We start from the raw sequence: 14651 nt of genomic DNA, 5'->3' as shown, positions 1-14651 counted from the left end.
CCGATCCCGCGCTCACTTGAGAACCGGCGCTGTGTCAGAAGCCGGCAGCCACTGCTTGGCCAGCGCGGTCAGGGTGCCGTTTGCCTGGAGGGCCTCGACGGCCTGGGAGACGCAGGAGGTCAGCGCGCTGCCCTTGGGCAGGACCAGGCCGAACTGCTCCGGCTTGCCGTCGGAGGTGGCCGCGCCGGACGGGAACTGGCCGGTGACCGTGGCGTTCGGCAGCTCCTCCGAGGTGATGTAGAAGGCGGTCGGCAGATCGACGACGAACGCGTCGATCTGGTGGTCCTTCAGCGCCGAGGTGAGCAGGTCTGTCGTGTCGTAGACGGACGGCTGGGTGGTCGGGGCGATGACCTTCTGCACGACCGTCAGGCCGGTGGTGCCGACCTGCGCGCCGATCTTCGCGCCCTTGAGCCCGGCGACGGTGGTGGCGCCCGCGAACTTCGAGCCCTTGAGCGTGATCACGGCCTGGCGGACGTCGTAGTAGCCGGTGGAGAAGTCGACGGCCTGCTTGCGCTCGTCGGTGATGGAGACCTCGTTGACGTCGAAGTCGAACTTCTTCTGCCCCGGCGTGATCACGTTGTTGAACGGCGCCACGGTCCAGTCGACCTTGCCCTTGGCGTAGCCGAGCTGCTGGGCGACCGCGTAGGCCACCGCCGACTCGAAGCCCTTGCCGTCCGACGGGTCGTTGTTGTCGAACCACGGCGTGTACGCCGGGTTGTCGGTGCCGACGGTCAGCTTGCCCGAGGCCATCGTGGCGAGGGCGCCCTTGGTGCAGGAGGCAGCGGAGCCGCTCGCACCGGAGGCGGCCGTGGAGCTGGACTGCGGCGCGCAGCCGGCCAACGCCAGGACGGCTGCGCCGGCGACGGCGCTGAGCAGACGGGTGGTCTTGAGCAGGGCGTTCACAGTGACTCCGGTGAATCCTGGAAGGAAGGCAAGTGGCCGGAGCTTACCGATCACGTGTCACAGCACGATGAAGCCGGTTCTCCGCTTCCGTCCCGTCTCGGATGCCGGACACCCACGCCTCGTCCGGACGTCGCCCGGGTGCGGACGGTGATCAGCGCCACCCGTCCGGTTGCTGGTCCCCCTTGTACGACAGAACCTTCTGTATATACGGTGGGCCCACCACATTTTCTTTCGTTCAGGCAGGGTTGTCATGGAAAATCTCTCGTCAGCGCTTCCCGTGGCAGGCAATTCCACTGCAGCCTCTGCGACTGCGGCCTCTGCGGATCTGTCCCAGCACCCGGCATGGCTGCGGCTCAAGGTGGCCGTCGAGGCGCTCCGCCCGCTGCAGTTGAAGGACGGCTCGATCGACCTCAACTCGCACGGCGCGTCCACCAAGGACCAGGCCGACGCCCAGCTGTCGGTCATCACGGCGTCGATAGGCGAGCTGGCCCCGCTCTTCCCGCACGACAAGGCGTACCTCGACGCCGTCGTGCTGGACCTGATGCGCTGGGCCGCGTCCGGCTACGCCGTGCCGGACTTCCTGGACTCGCTGCTGGCCTTCCAGCCGGCCGAGCAGCGTGTGGACGGGCTGCCCCACCTGGTGGTCTTCCCGATGTACACGCAGAACGGCAACCCGAACCGGAACATCGAGGCGGTGCTGCTCAACGTGGTCTGGCCGGACTGGCTGGCCGAGCTGGAGCGCACCCGCTACGACAACCCGATGTTCGTGCCGATCACCTTCGTCGACTTCACCGCCGGCTACGACACCAACTCCGCGGTGCTCTTCCCGGAGACGGTCGCGGTGCGCGAGGTGCCGGAGCGCTTCACCTGGGGCGGCATCTTCTGCGACCGTGAGGCCGCCCGCTTCCGCGCCGTGTCGACCTCGGCCGTCCGCACCCTCGGCCTGGAGATCCCCGAGGACGCCGCCGCGCTGCTCACCGACCAGGAGCTGGCGCAGCAGACCTTCGTCCTGTGGGACCTGGTCCACGACCGCACCCACAGCCACGGCGACCTGCCGTTCGACCCCTTCATGATCAAGCAGCGCTCCCCGTTCTGGATGTACGGGCTGGAGGAGCTCCGCTGCGACCTCACCGCCTTCAAGGCCGCCGTCCAGCTGGAGGCCGAGGGGTACGAGCAGGGTCGCAACGTGCAGTACGCGATCCTCTTCGACCGGATGTTCCGCTTCCCGGTCTCCGGCGGCCGGGTCCGCAACTACGACGGCCTGGGCGGGCAGCTGCTCTTCGCGTACCTGCACAAGCACGACGCCCTGCGCTGGACCGACAACAAGCTGCACATCGACTGGCAGCGCGCCCCGCAGGTCACCAACGACCTGTGCGGTGAGATCGAGAAGCTCTACCGCGACGGCATCGACCGCCCGAAGACGGCCCACTGGCTCGCCGCCTACGAGCTGGTCGCGCAGTACCTGACTCCGCACCCTGCCTCCACCTGGGCCAAGGGCGCCGACGCGCTGCCCTTCAAGGAGCACAGCGACGCCAAGTCGCTGAACAAGGCGCTGTGCGACGCCGTGCTGCCGGACGAGTTCCCCCTCAGCATGTTCTTCGAGGCGCTCAGCAAGAAGCTGTCCGGCGTCATCGCGTCCACCTCCGGCATGACCGGAACGTCCGTTGTGGAGAATGCAGCGTGAGCACTGACTCTGTTGACCTGAAGGGCCGCGTCGTCGCGGTGGCCGGTGCGACCGGGATGGCGGGGCGGGCGACCGTGCTGCGGCTGGCGCAGGCCGGGGCGACCGTCGCCTGTGGCGACATCGACGCCCGCAAGCTCGACGAGCTGATGGACTCCGTCCGCCGCGCCGTGCCCGGCGCGATCGTGGTCGGCCAGGTGGTCGACCTGCTCGACCCGCAGGCCGCCCACGACTGGGCCGAGCACGTCGAGGCCGAGTACGGCCGCGTCGACGGCCTGATCCACATGGTCGGCGGCTGGCGCGGGTCCAAGACCTTCGGCGATGTCGACCTCGCCGACTGGGACTTCATGCACGACATGCTGGTGCGCACCCTCCAGCACACCAGCCTCGGCTTCCACGAGGCGCTGAAGCGCAGCGACAACGGCCGTTTCGCGATCATCTCGGCCGCCGCCGCGCACAAGCCGACCGGCGGCAACGCCGTCTACGCCACCGCCAAGGCCGCTGCCGAGACCTGGACGCTGTCGCTGGCCGACTCGTTCAAGGACAGCTCGGCCGCAGCTGCGATCCTGGTGGTGAAGGCCCTGGTCTCCCCGGAGATGCGGGCCGAGAAGCCGAACGCCAAGTTCGCCGGGTTCACCGAGACCGCCGACCTCGCCGAGCAGGTCCTGTCGCTCTGGGCCCGGCCCACCGACGAAGTGAATGGAACGCACCTGTGGCTGACCGCCCAGTGACCGACAACCGCCCCGCCGACACCAGCGAGACCAGCACGGTCACCGACGCCGTCCGTCGGCACGACCCCGCCGTGCGCGGTTTCGCCAGCGACAACTACGCCGGTGTGCACCCGGAGGTGCTCGCCGCGATAGCGCTGGCCAACGAGGGCCACCAGATCGCCTACGGCGAGGACGACTACACCGCTCACCTGCAGGACGTCTTCAAGGCGCACTTCGGCGAGCGCGCCCAGGCGTTCCCCGTCTTCAACGGCACCGGCGCCAACGTCGTGGCGCTCCAGGCGCTGCTGCCCCGCTGGGGTGCGGTGGTCGCCGCCGAGACCGCCCACTTCAACGTGGACGAGGGCGGCGCGCCGGAGAAGATGGCCGGGATCAAGATCCACACCGTGCCGACCCCGGACGGCAAGCTCACCCCCGAGCTGATCGACCGTCAGGCCTGGGGCTGGGGCGACGAGCACCGGGCGCAGCCGCTCGCGGTCTCGATCACCCAGAGCACCGAGCTGGGCACCCTCTACACCCCGGACGAGATCCGCGCGATCTGCGACCACGCCCACGAGCGCGGGATGCTGGTCCACGTCGACGGCTCGCGGCTGTCCAACGCGGCTGCCGCGCTGGGCCTGCCGTTCCGCGAGTTCACCACCGACGCGGGCGTGGACGTGCTGTCCTTCGGCGGCACCAAGAACGGCCTGCTCGGCGGCGAGGTCGTGGTGGTGCTCAACCCGGACACGGTCAAGAACATCACGTTCCTGCGCAAGACCTCGATGCAGCTCGCGTCCAAGATGCGGTTCGTCTCGGTGCAGTTTGAAGCGCTGCTGGCCGGCGACCTCTACCTGCGCAACGCCGGGCACGCCAACGCGATGGCCAAGCGGCTGGAGACGGCGGTCGCCGCGATCGACGGCGTGACCGTGGTCCGCCCGGTCCAGGCCAACGCGGTCTTCGCGATCCTTCCGCGTGAGGTGAGCGAGCGCCTGCAGAAGCGGTTCCGCTTCTACTTCTGGAACGAGCACACCGGTGAGGTGCGCTGGATGTGCTCCTTCGACACCACGGAGCAGGACATCGACGCCTTCGCCGCGGCGATCACGGAGGAGATGGGCCGCTGACCTGCGGCCCTTCGGGGCCGCAGCGCTGCGGTGTCGCGGTGTCGCGATACGAACGACGGCGCACGGTCCGTCGGGTCGAGCAGGATGACCCGCACGGACCGTGCGCCGTTTCGTTGGTGGTGGACCGGCTGACTAGCCCTTGATCCAGCTGAGGAACTGGCTCCAGCGGCCTCCGCGTTCGGCCTTGCCCGCCTCGGCGGCGACCGGCTCGGCCGGCTCCGTACGCTGCGCGGTGGTGGTCCGCCCCGCGATCTCGACCGGCGTGAAGCGGGCCGGCAGCGAGGCCAGGCCGCGGCTGAAGGGGCCCGGACGCCACCTCAGGCTCTCCTCCGGGACGGCGAGGACGACGTCGGGGAGCTGGTTGAACAGGTACTCGATCGCGGTGACCGCGATCTGACGGGCCGGCTCCTTGGACGGGCAGGCGTGCGGGCCCGCGCTCCAGGACAGGTGTGCCCGGCTGCCCGCCTGCCGCGCCGCGGCGAGGGCCGGGCCCGTGTTGGCGGCGGCGAGGCTGATCAGGACGAGGTCGCCGGCCCGGAAGTGGTGCCCGGCGAACTCCAGGTCGGAGGCCGGGTAGTGGGCGGCGAAGTTCGACATCGGCGGGTTCTCCCACAGCGTGTCGTCGATCGCCTCGTCGATCAGCCCGCCCTTGTTGGCGTACCCGTCGTCGGTGAGCACCCGGTGCAGGGTGTTGCCGATGAGGTTGCGCAGCGGCTCGGTACCGGCGCCCAGCAGCAGCGCGAGCTGGTACACCATCTCCTCGTCCGTCAGCTTCGCGTGGTGCTGCAGCAGCCACGAGGTGACGTCGTCGCCGGGCCGGCTGCGCTTGAGCGCCACGAGCTCGCCGCAGGCACCGAACAGCACGCCGACCGCCTGCTCGGCGTTGACGCCCTCGAACATGCCGGAGACGCCGAACATGACCCGGTCGCCGATGTCGGCGGGGCAGCCGAACAGCTCGTTGAAGACCATCAGGGAGACCTGCTTGGCGTAGTCGCTCAGCAGGTCCGCGGAGCCGCGGGCTCCGAACTGGGAGATGAGGAAGCGCGAGACCTGCTCGGTGCTCCGGGCCAGTCGGTGCGTGTCGATGCGCGACATGGCGTCGGTGATCGCCTGGCGGAGCCGCAGGTGCTCGGCGCCGTCGCTGCACATGGCGTTGGGCCGGTAGGCCAGCGTCGGGACGACCGGGCTGTCCGCGGGCAGCTTGCCCTCGGCGAAGTCACGCCAGCGGCGGGGGTCCTTGCGGAAGTTGGTCGGGTCCTGCAGCAGGCGCAGGGCGGTCTGGTAGTCCGTGACCAGCGTGGCCTCGACACCGGGCGCGATCTCGACGGGCGCGGTGGGCCCGTAGTGGCGCAGGTAGTCGTAGTAGGCCTGCGGGTAGGCCGCGAACTCCGGTCCGTACAGCGGAACTCGGCCGCCTAGGGCGTGCGCCGGGCATCCGGGCGGGGGAACCGGGGCGGAAGAGCGAACGTCCATGTCTGCCTGTGGCTCCTAAGCCGGCGGGTCAGCGAAAGCTGACGAGACTAGTCAGAGGGCCGACTGCTGTAGCCCCGAGATCTCGGGGTGGACCCACCTGCTCCGCAAATGCGGTGCGATCGTATCACCGGCTCACGGACCGTCCCTTCTCGTTCCAGGGCCGGTCGTTGGGGGTGCGGGAGGCCTTGTCGCGCTTGGCCTCGGGCACCGCCGGAAGGGTCGTGCGCCGTTGACAGAGGCGCTGAAAAGTCGACACCGAACCACCAAGATCATCTCATGTTAGGCTCCGACGCCGGTGTGCCGCAGGGCAGTTCACATGTGCGCTACGTCGCACACATGATCCGTTTGCGCTCATTCCGGTTGGGCATGCCTGCAGGGTTTGCTGATGATGATCGCGCCGACCTCCCGTGAGATTGCTGCAGATCCCCAGCGTCGAGGGCTTCGTCCCGCGTGCGCCGGTGGGTCGATCACCGGGAGGTGGGTGGGGGCGGTGCGCTGCGAGAACGGAAGGGTGAGTGGACAGCATCTTCTCGGGTGACGGGCGTTCCGTCGGGGAGTTCCTCCGCGAGCGCTGGGCCGACATGTGTGACGGGCTTGGTCTGCAGCGATCCATGACCGGGCCCGTGTCGGGCCAACTCCGCGAACTTCTCCGGCCATGGGCCGACATACCCGTCGGGCGGACGTGCCCGTTCCCCTCGTACGTCGCCGACGACGGCTTCCCCGCCGAGATGTCGGTGAAGTGGTCCCAGGGCAGACCGGAACTACGGATCCTCTTCGAGGCGTTGGGCTCCTCCCGGCCCATCACCCCGGCCTCCAACCTGTTGGCGGCGGCGGAGCTGACGGACCGTCTTGCTGGGGAGCCGATGGTCAGTCTCGACCGCTACGGCAAGGTGGCCGACGTGTTCGCGTCGGGTGCGGGCCGGGGGAGCCTGCCCGTCCCCGTGTGGCACTCCCTGGCCTGGCTGCCGGGAAGCCCGCCCGCCTTCAAGATCTATTTCGGGCTGTTCACCCTGGCCCCGGAGGATCGTTTCTCCATGGTCGGCGAGGCGATGGAACGCCTCGGTATGGGCGCGGCGTGGGCCGACACCGCTGCCCGCGTGGCCCAGGCGACGCGGGCCGACGGCGTCGAGCGCGAGCTGGAGTTCTTCGCCCTCGATCTGGACGCGGGCGAGCGGGCGCGGGCCAAGATCTACTACCGCAACCACAGCAGCAGCGTCGCGGTCCTGGAGCAGATGGCCTCGATAGCCCGGAGCCATGAGCCGGAGCGGGCCCGCTCGGCCTTCCGCACGCTGCTCGGCACGGACCCCGAGGCCGCCGGAACCGCCCCGCTGACCTGCCTGGCCTACCGGTCGGACGCCGAGCGCGCCGACGAGTCGACCACGTACTTCCGGGTGTCGAGCTTCACCGCGTCCGACGCGGAGGCCGCGGCCAGGATCGGCGCACTGATGGCCCACGAGGGCCTCGACCCGGGGCGTCACCACACCCTCCTCAAGGCCGTGGCGCCGCAGCCGCTGGACCGGAGCCGCGGCTTGCAGGAGCTGGTCAGCTACCGCTCGCGCGGCCACGAGGGCGACGTGTCCGTCTACTTCAGGTTTCCGCTCTACCCCGCACTGCCCGTTCAGGCCAGCTTGCCGTCACAGCAGTCCCGAGGAATCCTCCAGGAGGTCGAGTCCGCATGACCACCATGATCGAGCCCCTTCAGGCAGTCGCCGACAGGAACGAGGAGCATGTCCGCGCATACCGCGCGAGCAGCCTGATCGTTCTGCTGGAGGACCCCACCACGCCGGTGGCCACCAAGAACGCCGTCCTGGCGTATCTGGCACCGTGGTCGAACGCGTTCCAGCGGATGATCAGCGTCCGGGCCGCGTACGAGACCGACCCCCAGCTCAAGGAACTCGCCCTTGAGCACCAGCAGGAGGAGGTCGGCCACGACGGGATCCTGGCGGACAGCCACGACACCGGCCGGACCGCCGGCTGGGACCCCGTCATCGAGGCCGGAGCCGCCTGGTTCGTCGACCAGCTCCGCGTCCTGCCCGGGCTCCACCGCGTCGTCCTGGCCCACCTCGTGCTGGAGGCCGGCAGCCTCGCCTTCAGCAACGCCGGATCCCTGGCCTTCCCGGGCAACACCTACTTCGCCCTGCACGACGAGGAGGACCAGGAGCACATCGAGATGGGCTACCGCCTGCTGACGGAGCGTCAGGAGTGGGAGCTCGGCGAGGTCATGGAGCTCCTCGACCAGGCCTGGCAGGTCATCACCATGGTCTCCGACCGGATCGCCGAACTGGCGCTCCGCGACACGGTCGGCGCGGCATGAGCGCACTCGCCCTGGAGCCCCTCGACTCCGCCTCCGCCACCAGAATCGTCGAGCACTGCGCCAGTCTTTTTGAGCAGACCCTCGCCGACCGCCTCGTCGCCGCCTACGCCCTGGGCAGCCTCGCGCACGGCGGGTTCGCCCCCGCCGTCAGCGACATCGACCTCGGACTCGTCCTGGCCGACCGCCGCGATGACGACGACGAGACCATTCGCCGGGTGACCCGTGAACTCCAGCAGAAGGGCAGTTCCTACCAGCGCCTGTCGGTCTTCTGGAGCTCCCTGCCCGCCCTGCGCGCGGACGGGGACGACGGCAGGTTCCCGGCCGTCGACCGGCTCGACCTCGGCAGGAGCGGCCTGCTGCTCCTGGGCGAGGACGTGCGCCCCGAGGTGGCCCGACCGAGCGCCCACGCGCTGCTGACCGACGGCATCCGCTTCGCACTTCAGGTGCTCGCGGCGGCCCCGGTCGTGGTCGAGTTCCGCGACCCGGCGCGGCTGGCGAGCGACATCCACCGGTTCACCAAAGCGGTCCTGCTGCCCGTCAGGTTCCTCTACACCGCAGCCACGGCGGACATCGGATCGACCGACGACGCGGTCGAACGCCACCTCGCGCAGCCCGCGCCGGTGGCCGCGGACCTCGTCCGGGCGGCGATGCGCGCACGCCAGGGACAACCGGACTCGGCGGAGCAGCTCACCGAGCTGCTGCGGGTGGAGCTCATCCCCCTCTACCTCGCCTACATCGACGGCTGCCTGCCCGCGCTGACCCCCGCGGACGGGGAACTGGCACAGGGCCTCACCGACTGGCGGACCCGACTGCTCAATCCGGCCTGACAGTCCTCGCTCCACCCGGACGGCCCGCGTCCCCTCAACCCACGCTTGAGCGGGCGCGGGCCGTCCTGCTGCGTTGTACGGACAGCACTCCCCTGTGCAGCACGGCTGCTGTACCGTAGCGAGCATGTCGAAGCACATCACCATCCGGGTGGACGAGGAGTTCCATGCCCGGTTGGCGGCGCGGGCGGCGGCGGAGGGCACGACCATCACCGCGCTGGTCACCGAGGCGGCCAAGCGCGAGCTCGACCCGGACCGGCAGCGATTCCTGGAGGCTGCCGCGGAGTTCAACACCTCGGAGAACTGGGCGTACTTCCAGGAGCGGTTCGGCGGGAAGAAGACTGCGTGAAGTCCGACGCCGTGAAGGCCGACGAGGCCTGGGCCTGGAACGTGTTGGCGCACCACCTCCCGTCCGACCCGACGGTGTGGGATCCCTCCGGGATCAGCGCGGCGATAGCCCGGCACGCCAGCGACGTCGTCCTGGTCGCCGACGAGCCCCCGCGCGACGTCCAGTGGCGCGCGGCAGCGCTGCTCCACACACTTTCGGTCTGCCCGCCGCTCGACTCCCCGATGAACGAGTTCTACGCGGCCACGCTCACCCGCGCCTACCTGGCCATGGCCGGCGTCAAGCCGTTGCCGAACCCCTTCGCGATGGCCGATCTGGTCGAGCACGCCAAGGAAGGCCGCAACGACGTCTTCGCCACGGCGGAGGCGCTGCGTAAGCTCACCGACTGACGGGTCATCGCTGACGCGTCCTCACTGCACCACGACGCCTGGGGCGGGGCTGTGTTCAAGTCGGGAGTGGGCTTCTACGCCCTGTTCGGGTTCGGCTGGTGGATGTGGGGCCTCGGCGGGGTCGCTGCGGGCGTCGCCCTGCCGGTCGGCATCGTGGTCGCATTGGCGTTGATGCTGACGGCGCGTCGCCGACTGCCCGACGAGGCGGGGGATTTCGCATCGCCCGAGGTGCGCCGGAGGTTCGGCTGGATCAACGGTGCCCAGTGGCTGCTGATCGGCGCGGCCGTGGTCGGCTGCGTCGTCGCCGGGATACCGGAGCTGCTGCCCGCGCTGGTGGCGCTGATCGTGGGCGCGCACTTCGTCCCGCTGGCCGCCGTCTTCGGCGATCCGCGGCTCCGCGTCCCGGGCGTGCTGCTGATCGCGGCGGGCTTTGCGGGCGTGCTGCTCCGGTCCCTCTCCCATCCCTCGGCCGGGACCATGGCCACCACGGTGGGGGTGCCGTGCGCGCTGATCCTCTGGGGCACGGGCCTCTGGGTGGTGGCCACCGGGGCGAACCGCGCCGCGCGGACCTGAGTTCAGCGCGGGTCGGGGCGGTCCAGGTTCCAGTGGCGGACCGTCTGGCAGATCCAGCCGTCGCCGGTGGAGCGCGGCAGCAGCGAGAGGCGGGTGACCGTGCGCTGGCCGCCCTCGTGGTCGCCGTAGAGGAGGTCGACGTTGAGGCGCTGCCGGTTCTTGACCCGGTCGGCGAGCGACGGGTAGGCGGCGTCGTCCAGGTCGCGCAGGGCCGCGTGCCAGGTACCGTGGTCGCCCGCCGCGACGTACATGTCCAGGCCCTGGCGGCGGAAGGCGTCGGCGGGCTCCGGGGTGTCGCCGGTCGGCAGGGACCAGCCGTGGACGATGCCGAGGCCCGGGCCGAGATTGCGCAGCGCCGCGCCCAGGTAGACCGCGTCCGCACCGAGGTGGGCGTAGGCGCCGCTGCCCGAGAGATGGGTGGCGTGGCCGTCGGACCAGATCAGCTTCTGCTCCGGGTCGGTCGGCCGGGCCCCCACCAGCACCGGGCGCAGCGAGACTTGGAGCGCGCGCTCGGCCGAGCGCGCCGCGCGGTCCGCCGAGCGGATCGATGCGAAGCTTGCGACGGCAAGCACCAGCGTGCCGGCCGCGGTGAGCACGTTCGCGCTCGTGCCCCAGTCGAGCGACACGCCCGAACCCCCCTCTGGCCCCGGAGATCCAGCCATCTGACGGATGGTGCCCGCCGGTCGGCGGGTGATCTCATCGGATTTTGTGGCAGCTTAGCTGCCGGACAGCAGTCACACACGTTCGGGTGAGTTTCTTTCGGCGGACTCCTGGGAAGTGCCGCGCGGCCACACACAGGCGAGTGAATCGCCCGTGGGTCAGTGAGCGGGAGACGCCTCGGCGTGAGCGATGCTGTCAGGGTTGCTCATATCCGGATCGAACACCGCGAACCGTTCGAACCACTCGAAGCGTCCCGAGATTCGCACAGCCGTACAGATCGGAAGGTAGGGGAAAATCTTATGGGAGCCATCACGCGTCGGAACGTTCTCGCCGGGGGAGTCGCGGTCGCGACTGCCCTGGGAGTGTCCGCGTGCGGAGGTCCCGGCAGTGCGAATCGCAGCGGGGGAAGCGGCGACGGCCAGCCGGTCGGCGGCACCAGTTCCTCCCCTTCGGCGAGCGCGCGGCCGGTGTCCTTGATCGGTGACGGTTCGATGGCGGACACGGGGCCGCAGCCGTTCCAGCCGGTGCCCGAGAAGTTGCAGCCGGGGCAGCGTCCGCCGCAGTTCGTGGTGTTCAGCTGGGACGGCGCGGGTGAGGACAGCAAGAAGCTGTTCTCGCACTTCCGCTCGGTGGCGCAGGAGGTGAAGGCGACGATGTCGTTCTTCCTCTCCGGGATCTACGTGCTGCCGGAGGGCAAGAAGGACCTCTACCTGCCGCCGGGCCACAAGCCGGGCGCCTCCGACATCGGCTACCTGGCCGACGAGCACGTCAAGATGACGCTGGACCAGGTGCGGGGGGCGTGGCTGGAGGGCCACGAGATCGGCACGCACTTCAACGGCCACTTCTGCAGCGCCACCACCGGTGTCGGCACCTGGACCCCGTCGCAGTGGCGCAGCGAGCTGGAGCAGGCCATCGGCTTCGTCGAGAAGTGGAAGACCAACACCGGCTACACGGACATGGAGCCGCTGCCGTTCGACTACCGCAAGGAGCTGATCGGCGGCCGGACGCCGTGTCTGCTGGGTCAGAACCAGCTGCTTCCGACGGTCGCGGACATGGGGTGGAAGTACGACGCGAGCTCGCCCGGCGGGCTGCAGATGTGGCCGGGCAAGACCCCGCAGGGGCTGTGGAACTTCCCGCTCCAGTCGATCCCGTTCCCCGGGCACAGCTTCCAGGTGCTGTCGATGGACTACAACATGCTGGCCAACCAGACCGGCGGCACGCCCAACGGCGATCCGTCCAAGCGTCCGTACTGGCAGCAGCAGTCGTACCTCTCCTACATGGCGGGCTTCAACCGCGCGTACACCACCAACCGCGCGCCGTTCTTCATCGGCAACCACTTCGAGAGCTGGAACGGCGGCATCTACATGAAGTCCGTCGAGCAGGCGCTGCGCGACATCGCGGGCAAGCCCGACGTCCGCCTCGTCTCCTTCCGGCAGCTGGTGGAGTGGCTGGAGGTGCAGGACCCGGCGGTGCTGGCCAAGCTGCGCACGCTCAACGTCGGTCAGAAGCCTGCCGACTGGCGCGAGTACACCACCCCGCAGCCGGTCTGAGCTGCGCCGATCTGTCAGCTGATCCGTCCCGTTCGGCGGCCCACCGCCGATCGTCACCGGCCCCCCGCCGATCGGCGGGGGGCCGGACTGCACCTCGGGTTGACGCCTCGAACGCATCCTTACGGAATCCTGATAGTGGTCGCTCGACCGTCTCTCCTCCACCCGGAAACCCGGAGCCCGCCTTGATCTCCCGAGCCGCCGCACCCCGGGTGCAGCGTGTGAGCGCTCGCACCGCCGTCTGGTACCTGCGGATCGTCGCCTGCCTCAACCTCTTCGCCGCCGTCTCGCTGAGCTTCCGCGAGCAGGTCCGGCACCACAACCACGGTGACTTCTACACCCCGTACCTGCTGACCGCGGGCTTCAGCTCGGCCGCCTTCGCCGTGCTGATGGCGGTCATGATGAACCGTCACAAGCGCGCCGCCTGGATCGCCAACCTGGTCCTCTCCGGCCTGCTGCTGATCGGCGTCGTGCTGTCGCTGCTGCAGCACCCCGGCGTCGACCGCCACTGGTTCAACTGGGCCACGCTGGCCGTCCTGGTCGTCTTCGTCGGCGCGCTGGTGCTCGGCCGCTCCGAGTTCCAGGCCAAGGGCGACCCGACCAACCCCAAGCTGGCCGGCTGGACGCTGATCGGCGGCGGCGTGGTCACCCTGCTCGTCGGCACCGGCCTGCTCAGCCTCACCGCGGCGGGACGCGCGGCGTCGCTCGCCGACCGCGCGGAGTACGTGGTGCTGCGCGCCGTCACGCTGGGCTCGGACGGCTCGCAGTCCCTGGAGTTCGGCGTTCCGCGCGCCATCGACGTGACCGTCAACGTGCTCTGCGTGGGCGTGCTGCTGCTGGTGACCTACGCGCTGTTCCGCGCGCCCAAGGGCAAGGAGTACCTGAGCCACGAGGACGAGACGCGGCTGCGCGAGCTGCTGGTCAAGCACGGCGCCCGCGACTCCCTGGGCTACTTCGCGCTGCGGCGCGACAAGTCGGTGATCTTCTCGCCGAGCGGCAAGGCCGCGGTGACCTACCGCGTCGTCGGCGGCGTCTCGCTGGCCTCGGGCGACCCGATCGGCGACATCGAGGCCTGGCCGGGCGCGATCGAGCAGTGGCTGGAGCAGGCCCGCGAACACGCCTGGGTCCCGGCGGTCACCGGCGCGAGCGAGGAGGGCGGCGTCGTCTACGCCCGCCACGGCCTGGACGCGCTGGAGCTGGGCGACGAGGCGATCGTCGAGGTCTCCGAGTTCAGCCTGGACGGCCGCGCGATGCGCGGCGTCCGCCAGGCGCACAAGCGCGTCGCGCGGGCGGGCTACACGGTCGCGGTCCGACGGCATGCGGACATCGCCGAGGCCGAGATGGAGACCATGCTCCACCACGCCGACCAGTGGCGCGACGGCGCGACCGAACGTGGCTGGTCCATGGCGCTGGGCCGGCTCGGCGACCCGGACGACGGCCAGTGCGTGATGCTGGAGTGCTACGACGGCGAGGGCGAGCTCAAGGCGCTGCTCAGCTTTGTGCCGTGGGGCGAGCACGGCCTCTCCCTGGACCTGATGCGCCGTGACCGGGACTCCGACAACGGCCTGATGGAGTTCATGGTCATCGAACTGATCCAGCGCGCACGGGAGATCGGCGTCGAGCGGGTCTCGCTGAACTTCGCGGTCTTCCGCGCGGTCTTCGAGCGGGGCAGCCGCTTGGGCGCCGGGCCGTTCCTGCGGGCGTGGCGGTCGGTGCTGGTCTTCTTCTCGCGCTGGTGGCAGATCGAATCGCTCTACCGCGCGAACGCGAAGTACCGGCCGCAGTGGGAACCGCGCTACGTGCTCTTTGAGCGCAGCCGCGACCTGCCGCGGATCGCGTTGGCGAACGCGTGCGTCGAGGGCTTCATCGCCCAGCCGCGCCTCCCCGCGCTGCTGCGCGGACGTCGGCGGGGGGTCGCTGCGGAGCAGGCCACGCAGGAGCGTGAACTGGAGCACGTCGCTTAGCTTTTGGTTCGGCGGGGAGTTGCACTATCTGGGGCGCGGGGCTCTGCTGATGTGCGGCTCCGCCGCGTGGGCGCGACAAGGTGGGCGGGTGCTGCCGCAGGTGGTTGCACTACTCAGGGGCGCGGGGAACTGCGCGACAAGCCACCGAT

Annotated in this window: 14 protein-coding genes; 11 read left to right on the top strand and 3 right to left on the bottom strand. The window is 70.0% G+C overall.

The window, feature by feature from the left end:
- Positions 1-12: 12 nt before the first annotated feature.
- Positions 13-903 carry an ABC transporter substrate-binding protein gene (locus I2501_RS19315; protein WP_408022753.1) on the bottom strand — a complete coding sequence of 297 codons (891 nt, stop codon included), beginning with the start codon at positions 901-903 and terminating at the stop codon, positions 13-15.
- Between the two features lie 250 nt (positions 904-1153).
- Between I2501_RS19315 and I2501_RS19310 the strand changes: the two genes are divergently transcribed.
- The 3 genes from I2501_RS19310 to I2501_RS19300 are packed head-to-tail and all read left to right on the top strand — an operon-like array spanning position 1154 to position 4412.
- On the top strand, positions 1154-2587 hold the full coding sequence (locus I2501_RS19310) for a DUF6421 family protein (RefSeq protein ID WP_236046644.1): 1434 nt from the start codon (positions 1154-1156) through the stop codon (positions 2585-2587).
- Positions 2584-3315 carry an SDR family NAD(P)-dependent oxidoreductase gene (locus I2501_RS19305; protein WP_328806477.1) on the top strand — a complete coding sequence of 244 codons (732 nt, stop codon included), beginning with the start codon at positions 2584-2586 and terminating at the stop codon, positions 3313-3315. The genes I2501_RS19310 and I2501_RS19305 overlap by 4 nt, the downstream gene beginning before the upstream one ends.
- Entirely contained in the window at positions 3297-4412 is a 1116-nt protein-coding gene (locus I2501_RS19300) for a threonine aldolase family protein (protein WP_328806476.1), read from the top strand. The genes I2501_RS19305 and I2501_RS19300 overlap by 19 nt, the downstream gene beginning before the upstream one ends.
- A gap of 132 nt (positions 4413-4544) precedes the next feature.
- Here I2501_RS19300 and I2501_RS19295 read toward each other — a convergent pair whose 3' ends face one another.
- Complete coding sequence (locus I2501_RS19295) at positions 4545-5885, bottom strand: cytochrome P450 (protein WP_196195321.1); 1341 nt, start codon at positions 5883-5885, stop codon at positions 4545-4547.
- 611 nt (positions 5886-6496) lie between these two features.
- Here I2501_RS19295 and I2501_RS19290 point away from each other — a divergent pair.
- The 6 genes from I2501_RS19290 (at position 6497) to I2501_RS19265 (ending at position 10331) form a co-directional block, all read left to right on the top strand.
- Positions 6497-7564, top strand: a complete 1068-nt coding sequence (locus I2501_RS19290) for a tryptophan dimethylallyltransferase family protein (protein ID WP_196195320.1) — start codon at positions 6497-6499, stop codon at positions 7562-7564.
- A complete protein-coding gene (locus I2501_RS19285) occupies positions 7561-8199 on the top strand; it encodes a hypothetical protein (protein WP_196195319.1) in 639 nt (212 codons plus the stop codon). Before I2501_RS19290 ends, I2501_RS19285 begins: the two co-directional genes overlap by 4 nt.
- Positions 8196-9026, top strand: coding sequence for a hypothetical protein (locus I2501_RS19280; RefSeq protein ID WP_196195318.1), 831 nt, complete (start codon positions 8196-8198; stop codon positions 9024-9026). The genes I2501_RS19285 and I2501_RS19280 overlap by 4 nt, the downstream gene beginning before the upstream one ends.
- A 124-nt stretch (positions 9027-9150) precedes the next feature.
- The gene (locus I2501_RS19275) at positions 9151-9372 is read left to right on the top strand and encodes a toxin-antitoxin system HicB family antitoxin (RefSeq protein ID WP_037604596.1); all 222 of its coding nucleotides are present in this window, start codon (positions 9151-9153) and stop codon (positions 9370-9372) included.
- Positions 9369-9758 carry a hypothetical protein gene (locus I2501_RS19270; protein WP_328806475.1) on the top strand — a complete coding sequence of 130 codons (390 nt, stop codon included), beginning with the start codon at positions 9369-9371 and terminating at the stop codon, positions 9756-9758. The genes I2501_RS19275 and I2501_RS19270 overlap by 4 nt, the downstream gene beginning before the upstream one ends.
- 51 nt (positions 9759-9809) lie before the next feature.
- Positions 9810-10331, top strand: a complete 522-nt coding sequence (locus I2501_RS19265) for a hypothetical protein (protein WP_196195317.1) — start codon at positions 9810-9812, stop codon at positions 10329-10331.
- Between the two features lie 2 nt (positions 10332-10333).
- Here I2501_RS19265 and I2501_RS19260 read toward each other — a convergent pair whose 3' ends face one another.
- Positions 10334-10957: a hypothetical protein gene (locus tag I2501_RS19260; RefSeq protein WP_196195316.1), complete on the bottom strand. Its 624-nt coding sequence runs from the start codon at positions 10955-10957 to the stop codon at positions 10334-10336.
- A 333-nt stretch (positions 10958-11290) separates the two neighbouring features.
- Here I2501_RS19260 and I2501_RS19255 point away from each other — a divergent pair, with 333 nt between their 5' ends.
- Together I2501_RS19255 and I2501_RS19250 are read left to right on the top strand one after the other, a co-directional pair.
- Positions 11291-12541: a polysaccharide deacetylase family protein gene (locus tag I2501_RS19255; RefSeq protein WP_196195315.1), complete on the top strand. Its 1251-nt coding sequence runs from the start codon at positions 11291-11293 to the stop codon at positions 12539-12541.
- Positions 12542-12759: 218 nt separating this feature from the next.
- Complete coding sequence (locus I2501_RS19250) at positions 12760-14502, top strand: phosphatidylglycerol lysyltransferase domain-containing protein (RefSeq protein ID WP_328806474.1); 1743 nt, start codon at positions 12760-12762, stop codon at positions 14500-14502.
- Positions 14503-14651: the final 149 nt, after the last annotated feature.

It is taken from the genome of Streptacidiphilus fuscans, from assembly GCF_015690355.1.
GTDB lineage: Bacteria > Actinomycetota > Actinomycetes > Streptomycetales > Streptomycetaceae > Streptacidiphilus > Streptacidiphilus fuscans.
The sequence above is the reverse complement of the archived record's forward strand: the minus strand, read 5'-3'. Positions and strand labels throughout refer to the sequence as shown.

What these genes read in the sequence shown, in the direction of transcription:
- I2501_RS19275 (WP_037604596.1), top strand. Translation starts at nt 9,151, where the DNA reads ATGTCGAAGCACATCACCATCCGGGTGGACGAGGAGTTCCATGCCCGG.
- I2501_RS19255 (WP_196195315.1), top strand. Translation starts at nt 11,291, where the DNA reads ATGGGAGCCATCACGCGTCGGAACGTTCTCGCCGGGGGAGTCGCGGTC.
- I2501_RS19285 (WP_196195319.1), top strand. Translation starts at nt 7,561, where the DNA reads ATGACCACCATGATCGAGCCCCTTCAGGCAGTCGCCGACAGGAACGAG.
- I2501_RS19310 (WP_236046644.1), top strand. Translation starts at nt 1,154, where the DNA reads ATGGAAAATCTCTCGTCAGCGCTTCCCGTGGCAGGCAATTCCACTGCA.
- I2501_RS19295 (WP_196195321.1), bottom strand. Translation starts at nt 5,885, where the DNA reads ATGGACGTTCGCTCTTCCGCCCCGGTTCCCCCGCCCGGATGCCCGGCG.
- I2501_RS19280 (WP_196195318.1), top strand. Translation starts at nt 8,196, where the DNA reads ATGAGCGCACTCGCCCTGGAGCCCCTCGACTCCGCCTCCGCCACCAGA.
- I2501_RS19290 (WP_196195320.1), top strand. Translation starts at nt 6,497, where the DNA reads ATGACCGGGCCCGTGTCGGGCCAACTCCGCGAACTTCTCCGGCCATGG.